The sequence below is a fragment of the Streptomyces sp. NPDC031121 genome (assembly GCF_055570615.1).
On record NZ_JBVIGV010000019.1, the window covers coordinates 69,112 to 82,607 of the forward strand.

The 13,496-nt window shown below is 75.0% G+C and carries 10 protein-coding genes; 1 reads left to right on the plus strand and 9 read right to left on the minus strand.

The features are described from left to right. Position 1: 1 nt before the first annotated feature. The 8 genes from ACZ462_RS29515 to ACZ462_RS29550 form a co-directional block, all read right to left on the minus strand. Positions 2–1,471, minus strand: coding sequence for a WXG100 family type VII secretion target (locus tag ACZ462_RS29515; RefSeq protein WP_467807010.1), 1,470 nt, complete (start codon positions 1,469–1,471; stop codon positions 2–4). Beyond that, positions 1,471–1,983, minus strand: a complete 513-nt coding sequence (locus ACZ462_RS29520) for a hypothetical protein (RefSeq protein ID WP_467807008.1) — start codon at positions 1,981–1,983, stop codon at positions 1,471–1,473. The genes ACZ462_RS29515 and ACZ462_RS29520 overlap by 1 nt, the downstream gene beginning before the upstream one ends. A gap of 178 nt (positions 1,984–2,161) precedes the next feature. Continuing rightward, complete coding sequence (locus ACZ462_RS29525) at positions 2,162–4,504, minus strand: xanthine dehydrogenase family protein molybdopterin-binding subunit (RefSeq protein WP_467807059.1); 2,343 nt, start codon at positions 4,502–4,504, stop codon at positions 2,162–2,164. Positions 4,505–4,542: 38 nt separating this feature from the next. Beyond that, complete coding sequence (locus ACZ462_RS29530) at positions 4,543–6,978, minus strand: (2Fe-2S)-binding protein (protein WP_467807006.1); 2,436 nt, start codon at positions 6,976–6,978, stop codon at positions 4,543–4,545. Between the two features lie 14 nt (positions 6,979–6,992). Then, a complete protein-coding gene (locus tag ACZ462_RS29535; protein WP_467807004.1) occupies positions 6,993–7,877 on the minus strand; it encodes an FAD binding domain-containing protein in 885 nt (294 codons plus the stop codon). A 418-nt stretch (positions 7,878–8,295) separates the two neighbouring features. Further along, complete coding sequence (locus tag ACZ462_RS29540; RefSeq protein ID WP_467807003.1) at positions 8,296–9,963, minus strand: beta-N-acetylhexosaminidase; 1,668 nt, start codon at positions 9,961–9,963, stop codon at positions 8,296–8,298. Between the two features lie 543 nt (positions 9,964–10,506). Then, complete coding sequence (locus tag ACZ462_RS29545; protein WP_467807002.1) at positions 10,507–10,797, minus strand: DUF3039 domain-containing protein; 291 nt, start codon at positions 10,795–10,797, stop codon at positions 10,507–10,509. A 28-nt stretch (positions 10,798–10,825) separates the two neighbouring features. Next, positions 10,826–11,386 (minus strand): YqgE/AlgH family protein, encoded by a 561-nt coding sequence (locus tag ACZ462_RS29550; RefSeq protein WP_467807001.1) that lies wholly within the window; start codon positions 11,384–11,386, stop codon positions 10,826–10,828. 316 nt (positions 11,387–11,702) lie between these two features. Here ACZ462_RS29550 and murA point away from each other — a divergent pair, with 316 nt between their 5' ends. Continuing rightward, complete coding sequence (murA, locus tag ACZ462_RS29555; RefSeq protein ID WP_114057733.1) at positions 11,703–13,043, plus strand: UDP-N-acetylglucosamine 1-carboxyvinyltransferase; 1,341 nt, start codon at positions 11,703–11,705, stop codon at positions 13,041–13,043. Between the two features lie 170 nt (positions 13,044–13,213). Here the strand turns inward: murA and ACZ462_RS29560 are convergent, their stop codons facing one another. Then, on the minus strand, positions 13,214–13,495 hold the full coding sequence (locus tag ACZ462_RS29560) for an HU family DNA-binding protein (RefSeq protein WP_007264399.1): 282 nt from the start codon (positions 13,493–13,495) through the stop codon (positions 13,214–13,216). Position 13,496 lies beyond the last annotated feature (1 nt).

Consider the following 13,496-nt stretch of genomic DNA (forward strand, 5'->3'; position numbering starts at 1 on the left):
GTCAGTCAATCACTCGCGGAACGACACGGTCATTGCTCCGCCACGTCTCTTCGTCCTCGGCCAGATAATCGGGGCGCTCGCCGCCCTGGCGCTCGTTCCGGCTGCCCGGCGCGTGGGCGCCCGCACCAGCGTGCCCCATCGCCCCACGAGCCGACTCACCGGCAGGTCTGTTCCGCACGAGGCCGGAGCCACCGTGCGTGAACGGCTGCCCGCTCGGGGCCGCACGGCCGACCACACCGGGCGGCATCGCGCCGGGCTGACGGGCTCCACCGATGACGCCGCCCGGTTCCATGGCCAGTCGGCGACCGGTAGGAGTGCCGCCAGGACCGCTCGGGTGCGCTCCCCCCATGCCGGGGTGCATCCCCGAGCCTACGGGCGGACGAGCGCCGGGGTGGCCCCCCTCGGAGCCGACCACGAGGCCGCGGGGAAGCCCCGCGGTGGGACCCGTCGCGCTGGGCACCTGGCGGCCGCCAATGATGCCCGTGTCACGCGGCATCAGGGGCGGCATGCCGAGCTTGCCGCCGCCGGGAGGGCCCGCCACGGACGGGACCTTGTTGAACGAACTGCCCCCGCCGCCATGCGTCGGACCGGCACCGGGCGGGAGAGGCAGCACCGGTGGCATCGGTGCAACAGGCCCCGGCGTGACCGGCCCGAGACCGGAGGTTGGCGGCATGTTGGTAACCGGCGGCATCGTTTTGTCCGGGAGGACGGCGACGTTGTCGAGGTCCACGTTCACGTCACGGTCCGGCAGGCTCGGGGCCGGGGTTGGACCACCTGTCGGCGACAGGGAAGCATCCGGCAGTCGGGGAGTGAAACCTGAATCCCCTGACGAGCCTTCACGGTGAGACGACGGGCCGTAGCCAGGGGCCTGCCCAACACCGCCGTAGGATCCGGTTCCTCCGGAGCTCTGGAGGTAACCGTTTTCGCCCGCATAACCCTTCGGCACGAACGGATCCGGCATCTTGGGAAACGTCGGGATCGGCTGGGCGGTGATCTGGGTCTTCGACTGCTCGTACGACTGAGCGAGCTTCGTCAGCGCGTCGATCGCCTTGGTGTGGTCGCCCGACAGCTTGGCGTGAGCCTCCCGACCCATTTGCTGCGCGTCCGGGTCGTTGCGGAAGTCCTTGGAGACCTCGAGGTTCTTCGCGGCCGTCGCGTCGTACGCCGGCATGTTGTTCTTGACGTCGTACATGGTCTCCGAGGCGCGCTGCATCCACGTACCGGCGGCCTTGCTGTACTCGGACAGCTGCACCGTCGCGTTGCCCGCCTGGCGTGCCCACTGCTCAAAGGCCTGGGCCGTCTCGCCTTCCCAGCCTGTGACCTTGTGGGACCTCAGCGCTTTGCCGATCGACTCGATCGTCGTTGCGGCCTTGGTCAGCTGCGTGCTGCGCGTCTGGACCAGCTCGGGGTTGAGCGTCTTGACCATCACCAGCAGCTGCTGGTGGGTGTACCCCTCGAAGTTCGTTGCCATCAGACGTCGCCTCCAGCCGTGCTGCCGGTGCCCTTGGTGCCGTGCCTTGCCTCGTCCTGCTTCAACTTTTGCTCCTTGGCCAACGGGTCCCGTTCCTTGACGTACGCGGCCTCCGCCTGCCTGGCGATTGCCGCCAGGCGGTACTTGGTCTCTTCGTCTACCGCGGCGAGATCCTTGCCCGCCGTCCGGACCGCAAGGCCCAGCGCTTCGATGTGCCCCGCCAGGCCCTTCGAGAGGTTTTGCAGCTCGGTCTGGACCTTCTCGTACGCGCTGAACAGGTCCGTCGCCTCAGCGAAGCCCGTGCCCAAGGTGCCCTCGGGGAGGGTCGTGTGGGCCAGCTTCTTGTCGGAGGCCTCCGAGTTGCCGAGCTTCGTCAGCAGGTCGTCGACGACCTTCTTGTAGCCGCTGATCGTCTCGTAGTCGACTGCGAGTGCCTTGGCCTGCGCCATGATGGCCGCCGACTGGCTCTTCGCCGACCCTTCCAAGAAGCTGAATACCGATTCCTCTGCCACGATGGCCTCCCCGTTTACCCGTTCCCCGTGGGAGGGCGGCGTTGCCGCCGCTTCTCCGACCCCGTTCGCTCCTGTGAGCTGCCGTTCGCGCGGGCGTGCCACAGGGCTTACCGATCACTCTAGCGACCGGCAGCGACAGCCCCAACCTCGGGTTGCACGTGCAATGCGGGTCACACGGTCAGGAGTTGGCCGTCGCGACTGCCGCCGAGGGGCGGATCGGGAGCCTGTTGACCGGGCGTCCCGTGGCTGCGCGGACCGCTGAGGCCACGGCTGCCGGGGTCGTGACCACCGGGACCGCGCTTGCCGCCTTCGCGCCGAACGGGGCTACCACGTCCCGTTCCTCGACCAGTTTGACGATTCGTACCGTCGGCGCGTCCAGCGACGTCGGCAGTGCGTAGCCCGTCAGGTCGGGGTGGCGGACCAGGCCGCCGACCGAGCGGAGGTTCTCCGTGAGGGCAGCGCCCACGCCCTGGGTGACGCCCGCTTCGATGCGGGCCTCCAGCTGGCGGGGGTTGAGGACGCAGCCGACGTCCTGGGCGACCGCCAGCTCGACCACGCGCACCGTGCCCAGTTCGATGTCGACGTCCACGACTGCGCGGATCGCGCAGAACGCGAGGCCGACGAACGCGTCGCCCTGCCCGTCGCCGTCGAGCGGTTCCGTGGGGTGCGGGCGGCACTGGGCCGTCGCCCACAGTTCCTTGCCGGCCATCGCCTCCGCGACCGTCGTCGAGAACGCGCCGTCGTACGACGTGATCCGGCCGTCCTTGACCTGGAGGAGTTCCGTGGACATGCCGAGCTTGTGGGCCATCGGCTGGAGCAGCTGGGTGCGGACCATCTTCGCGGCGCGCTCCACGGCGCCGCCCGAGACCCACGTGTGGCGGCCGTGCGCGGCGGGGCCGGCCGGCGGCTGGTCGGTGTCAACGGGGGCCGTCGCCACCTCGTCCACGCCGAGGACTTCCTGGACGATCTGCCGGGCCAGCGTCGCGAAGCCCTGGCCGGTGTCGACGGCCGCGCAGATGACGGTCGCCGCGCCGTCGACGACCTTCACCGTCGCCGTGGACACCTCGTCGGTGCCTTCCGCGCCGAGCATGTGCACCATGCCGACGCCGTATCCGACGCCGCGCCGCACCGCGCCGGGCTCGCCCGCGCCCTCCGGGCCGCCCGGCAGCAGCCACTCCTCCTCCGGGGTGTCCTTCGGCAGCGGCGGCAACTCGGAGTCCCGTACGGCGCGCAGCAGTTCGGCGACCGGCGCCGGGCAGGTGACGGTCTGCCCGGTGGGCAGCAGGTCGCCGGTGGCGAGGACGTTGCGCAGCCGCAGTTCGGCGCCGTCGAGGCCGAGGGCGGCGGCCAGCTTGTCCATCTGGCCCTCGTACGCGGCGCACACCTGCATGGCGCCTTCGCCGCGGACGTGGCCCGACGGCGGGTTGTTGGTGCGCACGGCCCAGCCTTCGACGAAGGCGTGCGGGACGACGTACGGGCCGCAGGCGAACGCCACGGCCGCGGCGAGGGATTCGGAGGAGGAGTCGGCGTAGGCGCCGGCGTCCATCAGGATCTGCGCCTCGACCTTGACGAGGCGGCCCTCCGCGTCGGCGTGGTGGCGGTAGCGCAGCAGCGTCGGGTGGCGGTGGGTGTGGCCGAGGAAGGACTCCTCGCGGGTGGCGGCGAGTTTGACGGGGCAGCCGGTCCGCAGGGCGAGCAGGCCGAGCGGGAGCTGGAAGGCGGCGTCCTCGCGGTCGGCGGTGGCGCCGGGCACGCCGGTGACGACGATGCGGACCCGGTCGGGTTCGAGGCCGAAGCAGGCGGCGGCCAGGTCGCGGTCGAGGTGGGGGTCGGTGGAGGCGGTGTAGATCTCGACGCCGCCGTCGGGGCGCGGCACGGCCAGCCCGGCCTCGGCGCCGATGGGGGCGGGGTCCTGGCGGCCGATGCGGTAGAGGCCCTCGACGACGACCTCGCCGGTGGCGTCCGGGTCGCCGTATCGGAGCGGGATGTGCCGGATCAGGTTGCCGTCGGGGTGCAGTGGCGGGGCGCCGAACGCCTGCTCGGGGTCGGTGACCGCTTCGAGCAGCTCGTACTCGACGGTGATCGCGGCGGCCGCGAGGCGGGCCGTGTCGGGGTGGTCGGCGGCGACGGCCGCGATGGGCTCGCCGTGGTGGCGTACGACGTCGTGCGCGAAGACGGGCCGGTCGGCGATGCGCCGCCCGTGGGTGGTGGCGCCGGGGACGTCGGCGTGGGTGACGACGGCGCGGACGCCCGGCATCCGCTCGGCGGCGGAGGTGTCGACGGACAGGATGCGGGCGTGGGCGTGCGGGGAGCGCAGCACGGCGGCCCACAGGAGGCCCTCGGCCCACAGGTCGGCGGCGTAGGGGAAGGTGCCCTCGGTCTTGGCGCGCGCGTCGGCGGCGGGAACGGACGCGCCGATGCCGCGCGGCACCGCCGGGGCGGCCTGCTCGGGGCCGGGGCCGGGTGCGGCTCCGGGGGTGTCGGCGGCGCCGCCCGCCGCGGTGGTCGTGGTGAACGTCACGGTCGTCGTCGACGTCGCCGTGGCCGCGTCCTGCCCGCTCACGCCATGCCTCCGTTGTGGATGCCGCCCTCGCCCGGCTGGGCCTGGTGCGGGATGTACGGATCCCCCGGCCCGGCGGCGTACGCCTGCCCCTGCACCTGGGCCTGTCCCTGTGCCTGCGCGGCGGTGGCCGCCTCGGCCTCGGCGGCCTCCCGCTCGGCGACGACCTCGCGGACGGCCTCCAGGACGCCCTTGTAGCCGGAGCAGCGGCACAGGTTCCCGCACAGCGCCTGGCGGGTCTCCAGGTCGCTGGGGGCGTGGTTGCCCTCCAGCAGGTCATGGATGGTCATGGCCATGCCGGGTACGCAGAATCCGCACTGCACCGCACCCGAACGGCACAACGCCTGCTGCACGTCGGAGAGTTCCCCGCCCGCGGCGAGCCCCTCGACGGTCCGGACCTCGCTCCCGGCGGCCGTCGCGGCCGGGACCAGGCAGGAGGCGACGAGCCGGCCGTCGACCTGCACCGCGCAGGCCCCGCACTCGCCCTGGGAGCAGCCGTCCTTGGCGCCGGCGAGGCCGAGGCGCTCGCGCAGCACGTACAGCAGCGACTCGCCGATCCATGCGCCGGTGACGGGCCGGTCGGCGCCGTTGACGCGCAGCACGTACGAGGACAGCGGGTGCTCGTGGTGCGCGACGGCCGGAGCCGTTTCCTCCGCGTACGGGGCCTCCCCGCCCGGGATCCCTTCCCCGGTGTCCGCACCCGGCGGTGCCCCGGCAGGGTCGGCGGTGTCCGCACCCGGCACGGGCGCACTGCCCGCTTCGGCCGCGGGGGCTGCGGCGAGGCCGCGGCCGTCGGTGGCGGCCGGATCGGGCGCCGGGTCGTGGGCGGCTTCGGTGAGGCCGTGCTCGTGCGCCGGTCCGGATTCCGCGGCGGCCCGCGGGCCCGGCTCCTGCCCGGCGGCGTCCGCGGCCTGCGCGGCGGGCTCGGGCTCGGCCGGCTCGGGCGCGGCGGCGGCCGCCGCCTCCGCCTCCCGCTCGGGCGACGGCTCCGGCGCGGGCTCGGGTGCAGGGGCGGGCGCGGGCTGCGCCGCGGCCGGCTCCAGGCGGTCGTGGCCGTCGGGCCCGGCATGCCCGGCCGGAGTGCCCGCGGTGCCCGCGGGGGCGTACTCCGCGGCGCTGTGCTCCCCGGCGTGCGCCTCCCCGCGGCCGCGGCCGCCGTAGGGCGCGGCCCCGTCGTGCGGGGCGTGGCCATCGTGCGGGGCGCTGCCCTCGTGCGGGGCGTGGCCCTCGTGCGGGGCGTGACCCTCGTGCGGGGCGTGACCCTCGTGCGGGCCATGCTCGTCGTACGGGCCATGCCCGCCCTGCGCGCCATGCCCGCCCTGCGCGCCATGCCCGCCCTGGTCGTACAGGGCGCGCCCGTCGTACAGCCCGTCCCCGGCGCGCCCGTCGTAGAGCCCGTGCCCGGGGTGTCCGTCGTACTGCCCCGCCCCGCCCTGCTGCGGGGCCTCGGCGTGGCCGTACGGCACGCCGTGCGCGGGGGTCTGTGCGGGCTCCTGGGGTGCGTGCGGGTGGCCGGGCAGGTCGGTGGCGTAGGGGTGCGCGTGGCGGCCGTCGTGGGCGTGCGCATACGCGGCCGTGTGCGGCGTTGCGGTGCCGCCCGCGGGGGTGTCCGCGGGGCCGTGGTCGGCCCCGTGCGGCTCCCCCTCGGGGAGGGTGCCGACGCCGGGGCCGCCGAGCACGCGCGGGGCGCCCGCGGGCCCGCCGACGCCGGGACCGCCGAGCCGGCGGCGGCCGCTGTCGGAGCCGTCGGTCCGGTCGTCCGGCAGCACGCCCGAGGTCAGCGGGGCGTCCACGGGCGCGGCCGCCTCGTGGTGGGGCTGCGCCGTCCAGGGGGCGGGGGCGCCGCCCGGCAGGGTCGCCGGGGCGCCGCTGAAGCCCGCGTCGAGGGCGCCGGTGTGGAACTCGCCGGTGCCGTCGTGCAGTTCGGGCAGGGTCCACTGGCCCGTCGACACCGGGTCGGCGCCGCGCACCGCGTCGGGGAAGTGCCACTCGGCGGTCGCGCCCGGGTCCTCGCCGTCCGCGGAGTCGGGCTCCGCCTCGGCGGGGGCGTGGCCCGCGCCGGCGTCCGCGAACGCCGCGGCGACCGACGCCGGGATCGGGACGGACGCCGGGATCGGCGCCCCGACGGGAGCCCCGCCGCCCGTGCCGCCGCCCGCGGCCGGGGCCGCGTCGGCCTCGGGCCACTGCACCGGCATCGACCAGGTCCCCGTCGCCGCCGGGTCGGCGGTGCCGGTGCCCAGCGGGACGATCATCGGCGGGGGCACGTAGCCGTGCCCGGGCGCGGCCAGCGGCTCCCCGGTGCCGAGGCCCTCCAGCATGTCGGGGGGCAGGCTCACGAAGGCCGTGGCGTCGGAGTCGTACTCGCCGCCCTGCGGCACCGGCTCCCAGCCCCAGCCGGGCGCGCCCGCGCCCGGGTCGCCCGTCGTTCCGCTCACGTTCTCGTTCCCACTCATGAGGTCAGCGCCCTCCCCAGGGCCCTCCGTGCCAGCACGGCCACCGTCCGCCGCAGGTGAAGTACGCCGGGGGCGACGGGTTCCCCCTGGTCGGGGACGCAGGCGGCGGCGACGTAGTCGCCGAAGGCCTCCAGCGCCTCGGGGGCCAGCTGCCGCTCCCCGTCCCAGTCGATCAGCGACGCCACCCACTGCTCGGCGTCCAGCGGGCGCAGCGGCATCGGCGCGACCGCGCCGACCGCGATGCGCACCCCCCGCCGTGCGGGGTCCAGCACGAGCCCCACGGACGCCACGGCGCGCCCCGGGCCCGTGCGCCCGGTCGCCTTCAGGAACACCTGCGGGGCGTGCAGCAGCGGCACCCGGACGAAGCCGATCAGCTCGCCGGTGCGCAGCATCTCGCGGCCGGCCAGCAGGTAAGAGACCGGGATCTCCCTGCTGCCGTCCGGGCCGACGACGACGAGGGCGGCCTCCAGCGCAGCCAGCACGGGCAGCGTGTCGCCCGTCGGCGCGGCGCTGGCGATGTTGCCGCCGAGGGTGCCGGCGTTGCGGATCTGCGGCGGGCCGGCGGCGCGCGCGGCCGCGGCCAGGGCGGGCATCAGCGCGGCGAAGTCGGGGCGGCCCATGCGGGCGTGGGTGAGGCCGGCGCCGAGGAGGGCGTGGCCGTCCTCCTGGTACTGCCAGCCGCGGATCTCGTTGATCCGGCCGAGGCTCACCAGGCCGGCCGGCCTGAGCAGTCCCGCGTTGACGGCGGCCATGAGGTCGGTGCCCCCGGCGACCGGCACGGCGGCGGGCATGGCTGCGAGAGCCGCCACGGCCTCGTCGAGCGAGGCCGGCAGCATCACGGACTGCGCCGCCTGAGGTGTGTGCGGTGCGTGCGTGGTCAACCCGCTGCCCCTTCCCGATGTCCCGGTCCCGGCGCTCACGCCTGTCCGCCGTACGGTACGTGCTCACCGCCGGGACGTGGCAACTCTGGCACATCATCCGCCCCGCCTGGCGCGAGGGTCGGCCGGGCGCCCCCTCGACCCCACGGCGTCCGTTTTCCCCCGTATGGCTCGGTACGCACGAAAGGGCCGAGGAAGGGGTGAATTCGCCCTCGGCAGACGAAAGTTCCCGACAGCACCCAAGGTCGTGGACGCCCCGGAATCCCCTGCGGTTCCCCACACGTCCCGCAGATCACGAGAGTCCCGACCCTCCCGTGACTTCCCGGCTCCGCGGCGCCCGCCACGCCCGCCCGCCGGCGCCGCGCACACCCCCGGCGCAGACGGCTCGCCGCACCCCGCGCGGCGCCCCGGGCCACCCTCCTCACACGTTCGGGGGTTCCCCGTCGAGCGGCCGCCCGAGCACGCCGGGGCGCCGCTGCCACGGCAACGGGCCTCCGGGCGGCCGGTGTCGGACGCCCATCGCGTCCAACCGCCGCCGGTGAACGGCCATCCGGGCCTCGAAGCCGGCGTAGTCCCGTTCGGCCGGGCCCGGCAGCGGCGACCACACGGCCTCGGCGAACGCGGCGAGCCGCGGAAAGACCTGGTAGTCGACGCGCCCCTGGTCCTCCATGACCTCGGTCCACACGTTGGCCTGCGCCCCGAGGACGTGCTGCGCCGCCTCCCCTGACAGCTCGGCAGGAACCGGCTCGAACCGGTACACGTCCTCCAGTGTCCGCACGTACCCGATCGGCACCGGCTCGTCGGGGCCGGGCGCCTGACGGTGGTCCAGGTACACGTGCTGCTCGGGGCACATCACCACGTCGTGGCCGGCGCGGGCTGCGGCGATCCCGCCCGCGTAGCCGCGCCACGAGGACACCGCGGCGCCCGGGGCGAGGCCGCCCTCAAGGATCTCGTCCCAGCCGATGAGGCGCCGGCCGCGCTCGGCGAGCCAGCGGCCGAAGTGCCCGATGAACCAGGCCTGGAGGCCGTCCTCGCCGTCGACACCGAGTTCGCGGATCCGCTGCCGGGCCGTCGGGGACGCCCGCCACTGTGCCTTCGGGCACTCGTCACCGCCCACGTGGACGAACGGCGAGACCTCGGCGGGGAAGAGCTCCAGAACCTCCTCGAACACGCCCTCGTAGAACCGCAGGACGGCCTCGGTGGGCGCGAGGACGTGCTCGCTGACGCCCCAGTCGTCCCACACCCCCAGCGCGGCCGTGTCGACGACGTCGGTGTTGCCGAGTTCCGGATAGGCGGCGATCGCCGCCTGGGAGTGGCCCGGCAGGTCGATCTCCGGGACGAGCGTGATGTGCCTCTCGGCCGCGTACGCGACGATCTCGCGGATGTCGTCCCGGGTGTAGAAGCCGCCGTGCGGGCTCTCGTCCCACAGCGGCGACGCCCGGTGGCCCCGGCGGCTGCGCGGCCGCCACGCGCCGACCTCCGTCAGCCGCGGGTGGCGCGCGATCTCGATGCGCCAGCCCTGGTCGTCCGTCAGGTGCAGGTGCAGCACGTTGAGCTTGTGCGCAGCCAGCAGGTCGAGGTGGCGCAGCACCCCCTCCTTGGGCGTGAAGTGCCGGGCGACGTCGAGCATCATGCCGCGCCACGCGAAGCGGGGGCCGTCCTCGACGGTGCCGCACGGCAGGCTCCACGTGCGGCCGCGGCCGAGGGGGGCGGCGCGGCGGTGGGCGTCGGGCCCGAGGAGCTGGCGCAGCGTCTGCGCGGCCCAGAACAGCCCGGCGGGCGAGGCCCCGGCGAGGTCGGCGCCGGCGCCGCCGACGGCCAGGGCGTACCCCTCGGGGCCCAGGCGGGCGGCGAGGGCGGGGTCGAGGCGCAGCCGGATGCCCGCGGCGCCGCCGCCTTCGGCCGCGTCCGTGTCCTCCGGGCCCGGCGGGGGAAGGTCCCAGCCGGTGGCGGCGCCCAGCTCCCGGCGCAGCCAGCGCGCCGTGCCGGCGGTTCCGGGGCCGGCGTCGAGCCACGGGCTCGGCCCGAGGAGGCAGGGCGGCGCGTCCGGGCGGAAGGCGTGGGTGCGGGGTGCGGGGATCAGGTCCATGCGGCGGCCCTTCGCAGCGGCACGTTGCGCCCGGCGGGGCAGGCGGTCCCCCCGGGTCGCTCGTAGCGGCCGACCCTAGTGCGGCAGCCGGGAAACGTCACCGGGCCGCGGCCCTCCCGTACGGATCCTGCGGCGCCTCCGGCCGCGTACGCACGCCCCCTGCGGGTTGCGCGGCGCTTCCGGCCCCCGAACGGACCCCGACAGGGGTCCCGCGGCGCTTCCGGCGCGCGGACGGACCCCCGCGACGGGCCCTGCGGCGCCTCCGGCCCGCGCACGCCCGGCGGGGGCCCTGCTGCGCCTCCGCCCCACGCACGCACGCGCCCCGATGTTCCGCCGTACGGGGCAGACGGCCGGGCCGTCGCGCCCCGGCGCACCGCGCGGCCGCGTGTGCGGCCGGTACGGCGAAGGCCCCCGCGGTACGCGCGAGCGCACTGCGGGGGCCTCGGCCCCGCAGGGGCGGGGCAGGTCCGAACGGGCGGGCGGCCGCGGCCTGCGCACCGGCTCGCCGGTGGCGGCCTCCGCGCCGCAGCGGGGGGCCGCCGGCTACTTGCCCTTGTCGCCCTTGCCCTTGTCCTTGTCGCCGCCGGGGCCCATGGAGTCGTAGATCTCCTTGCACATGGGGCAGACCGGGTACTTCTTCGGGTCGCGGCCCGGCACCCACACCTTGCCGCACAGCGCCACGACGGGGGTCCCGTCGAGGGCGCTCGCCATGATCTTGTCCTTCTGGACGTAGTGGGCGAAGCGCTCGTGGTCGCCGTCGCCGTGGGACACCTGCGGCGTCGGCTCTACGAGGGTTCCCGTACCAGTCCCGCGCTCGGGCTCAAGAGTGCTCATGCAGCCAGGGTACCGATCCGTGCCCGGCTCAGTTGAGCGACGGGTCGTCGGCGTACGTGGCGACCATGGCGAGCTCGCTGCGCTGCCGCCGCAGCACCGCCCGCCAGAGCCGCTCGGGGTCGGGGAAGGAGACGTCGCCGGGCTCGGAGTCCACCACGTACCAGGCGCCCTCGCCAAGCTCGGCCTCCAGCTGGCCCGGGCCCCAGCCCGAGTACCCGGCGAAGATCCGCAGCGAGCCGAGCGCGGCGGCGAGGAGCTCCGGCGGGGCCTCCAGGTCGACGAGGCCGATCGCCCCGTGCACGCGGCGCCACCCCAGGGGGCCCTCCTCGCCGGGGATGACGGCGATGCCGAGGGCCGAGTCGAGGCCCACGGGGCCGCCCTGGAAGACGACTCCGGGGTCGCCGGCCAGTGCCGCCCACGGCAGCAGGACGTCCCCGACGCCGACGGGGGTGGGGCGGTTGAGGACGACGCCGAGCGAGCCCTGCTCGTCGTGGTCGAGCAGGAGGACGACCGCGCGGTCGAAGTTCGGATCCGCGAGGGCGGGGGTGGCCACGAGCAGCCGCCCCGTGAGGGAGGACACCTCGGTCATGCCGACATGATCCCGCACATTCGCCTTTCGGGGGAGCGGGCGCGGCATCGGACCGGAGGGACGGCGGGCGCACGGCGGCAGCGCCGAGCGCCTGTTCCGGTTCCGTGCGGCGCACGGCGGCGCCCGGCCGCTCCGACCCGGCGGAATACGACACTCCGCCATGGGGTGGACACGGTGGGTGTTGTGGCCAATTCATGACAGCCCCACGGCCGCGTCGGCCTTACGGACAGACCCCCCGTGCCCCTTACCCTTTTCCCTGGCCCCTGCCCGTCTCCCCCGGCCCTGCCGGGTGGACCCCCTCCGGAACGCGAGATTCATGACCGGCACAGACGATGTCCTGCTTGTCCACGGCGGTACCCCGCTGGAGGGCGAGATCCGTGTCCGCGGTGCGAAGAACCTCGTGCCCAAGGCCATGGTCGCCGCTCTGCTCGGCAGCGAACCCAGCCGGCTCCGCAACGTTCCCGACATCCGCGACGTGCGGGTCGTGCGCGGGCTGCTCCAGCTGCACGGCGTGACCGTGCGCCCCGGCGAGGAGCCGGGCGAGCTGGTGCTCGACCCGACGCACGTCGAGAGCGCGAACGTCGCCGACATCGACGCCCACGCGGGATCGTCCCGCATCCCGATCCTCTTCTGCGGCCCGCTGCTGCACCGCCTCGGCCACGCCTTCATCCCGGGCCTCGGCGGCTGCGACATCGGCGGCCGGCCGATCGACTTCCACTTCGACGTGCTCCGCCAGTTCGGCGCGACGATCGAGAAGCGCGAGGGCGGCCAGTACCTGGAGGCCCCGCAGCGGCTGCGCGGCTGCAAGATCCGCCTCCCGTACCCGTCCGTCGGCTCGACCGAGCAGGTGCTGCTGACGGCCGTGCTGGCCGAGGGCGTCACCGAGCTCAGCAACGCCGCGGTGGAGCCCGAGATCGAGGACCTGATCTGCGTCCTGCAGAAGATGGGCGCCATCATCTCGATGGACACCGACCGGACCATCCGGATCACCGGCGTGGACCGCCTCGGCGGCTACAACCACAAGGCGCTCCCGGACCGCCTGGAGGCCGCCTCGTGGGCCTCCGCGGCCCTGGCGACCGGCGGCAACATCTACGTGCGCGGCGCCCAGCAGCGCTCGATGATGACCTTCCTGAACACCTACCGCAAGGTGGGCGGCGCCTTCGAGATCGACGACGAGGGCATCCGCTTCTGGCACCCCGGCGGCCCGCTGAACGCCATCGCCCTGGAGACGGACGTGCACCCCGGCTTCCAGACCGACTGGCAGCAGCCGCTCGTCGTGGCGCTGACGCAGGCGGCGGGCCTGTCGATCGTCCACGAGACGGTCTACGAGTCCCGGCTCGGCTTCACCTCGGCGCTGAACCAGATGGGCGCCCACATCCAGCTGTACCGCGAGTGCCTGGGCGGCTCCGCGTGCCGTTTCGGCCAGCGCAACTTCCTGCACTCGGCGGTCGTCTCCGGCCCCACCCGCCTCCAGGGCGCCGACCTGGTCATCCCCGACCTGCGCGGCGGGTTCTCGTACCTGATCGCGGCGCTGGCGGCCGAGGGCACCTCGCGGGTGCACGGCATCGACCTGATCAACCGCGGCTACGAGAACTTCATGGAGAAGCTCGTCGAGCTCGGTGCGAAGGTCGAGCTGCCGGGCGGCGACCTCGTCTGAGGCGTCGGGGGCCCCTGCGGGGGCCCTGCCGGGCCGATCCGGGCAGCAGCACCGGACCGGGCATCCAGACAGGCCGAAGGGCGGCCACCCCCGCGGGGTGGCCGCCCTTCGGCGTTCTCCGTACCGCTGCCGTCCCGAGTGCCTGTGCGGCCCTCGGCGCAAGGGCGGAGTTACTTGCCCTTGGCGGCTTCCTTGAGCTTGGAGCCCGCGGAGACCTTCACGCTGTAGCCGGCCGGGATCTGGATCGGGTCGCCGGTCTGCGGGTTGCGCGCGGTGCGAGCGGCACGGTGGGTGCGCTCGAAGGTCAGGAAGCCGGGGATGGTGACCTTCTCGTCGCCCTTGGCGACGATCTCGCCGACGGTCTCGGCGAGCGCGGCCAGAACGGCGTCGGCGTCCTTGCGGGTCACCTCGGCGCGCTCGGACAGAGCGGCCACCAGCTCACTGCGGTTCATG

Excerpts from the sequence above, each read along its gene's own strand:
- ACZ462_RS29515 (WP_467807010.1), bottom strand. The coding sequence starts at position 1,471 with ATGGCAACGAACTTCGAGGGGTACACCCACCAGCAGCTGCTGGTGATG.
- ACZ462_RS29540 (WP_467807003.1), bottom strand. The coding sequence starts at position 9,963 with ATGGACCTGATCCCCGCACCCCGCACCCACGCCTTCCGCCCGGACGCG.
- ACZ462_RS29545 (WP_467807002.1), bottom strand. The coding sequence starts at position 10,797 with ATGAGCACTCTTGAGCCCGAGCGCGGGACTGGTACGGGAACCCTCGTA.
- ACZ462_RS29550 (WP_467807001.1), bottom strand. The coding sequence starts at position 11,386 with ATGACCGAGGTGTCCTCCCTCACGGGGCGGCTGCTCGTGGCCACCCCC.
- murA (WP_114057733.1), top strand. The coding sequence starts at position 11,703 with ATGACCGGCACAGACGATGTCCTGCTTGTCCACGGCGGTACCCCGCTG.
- ACZ462_RS29560 (WP_007264399.1), bottom strand. The coding sequence starts at position 13,495 with ATGAACCGCAGTGAGCTGGTGGCCGCTCTGTCCGAGCGCGCCGAGGTG.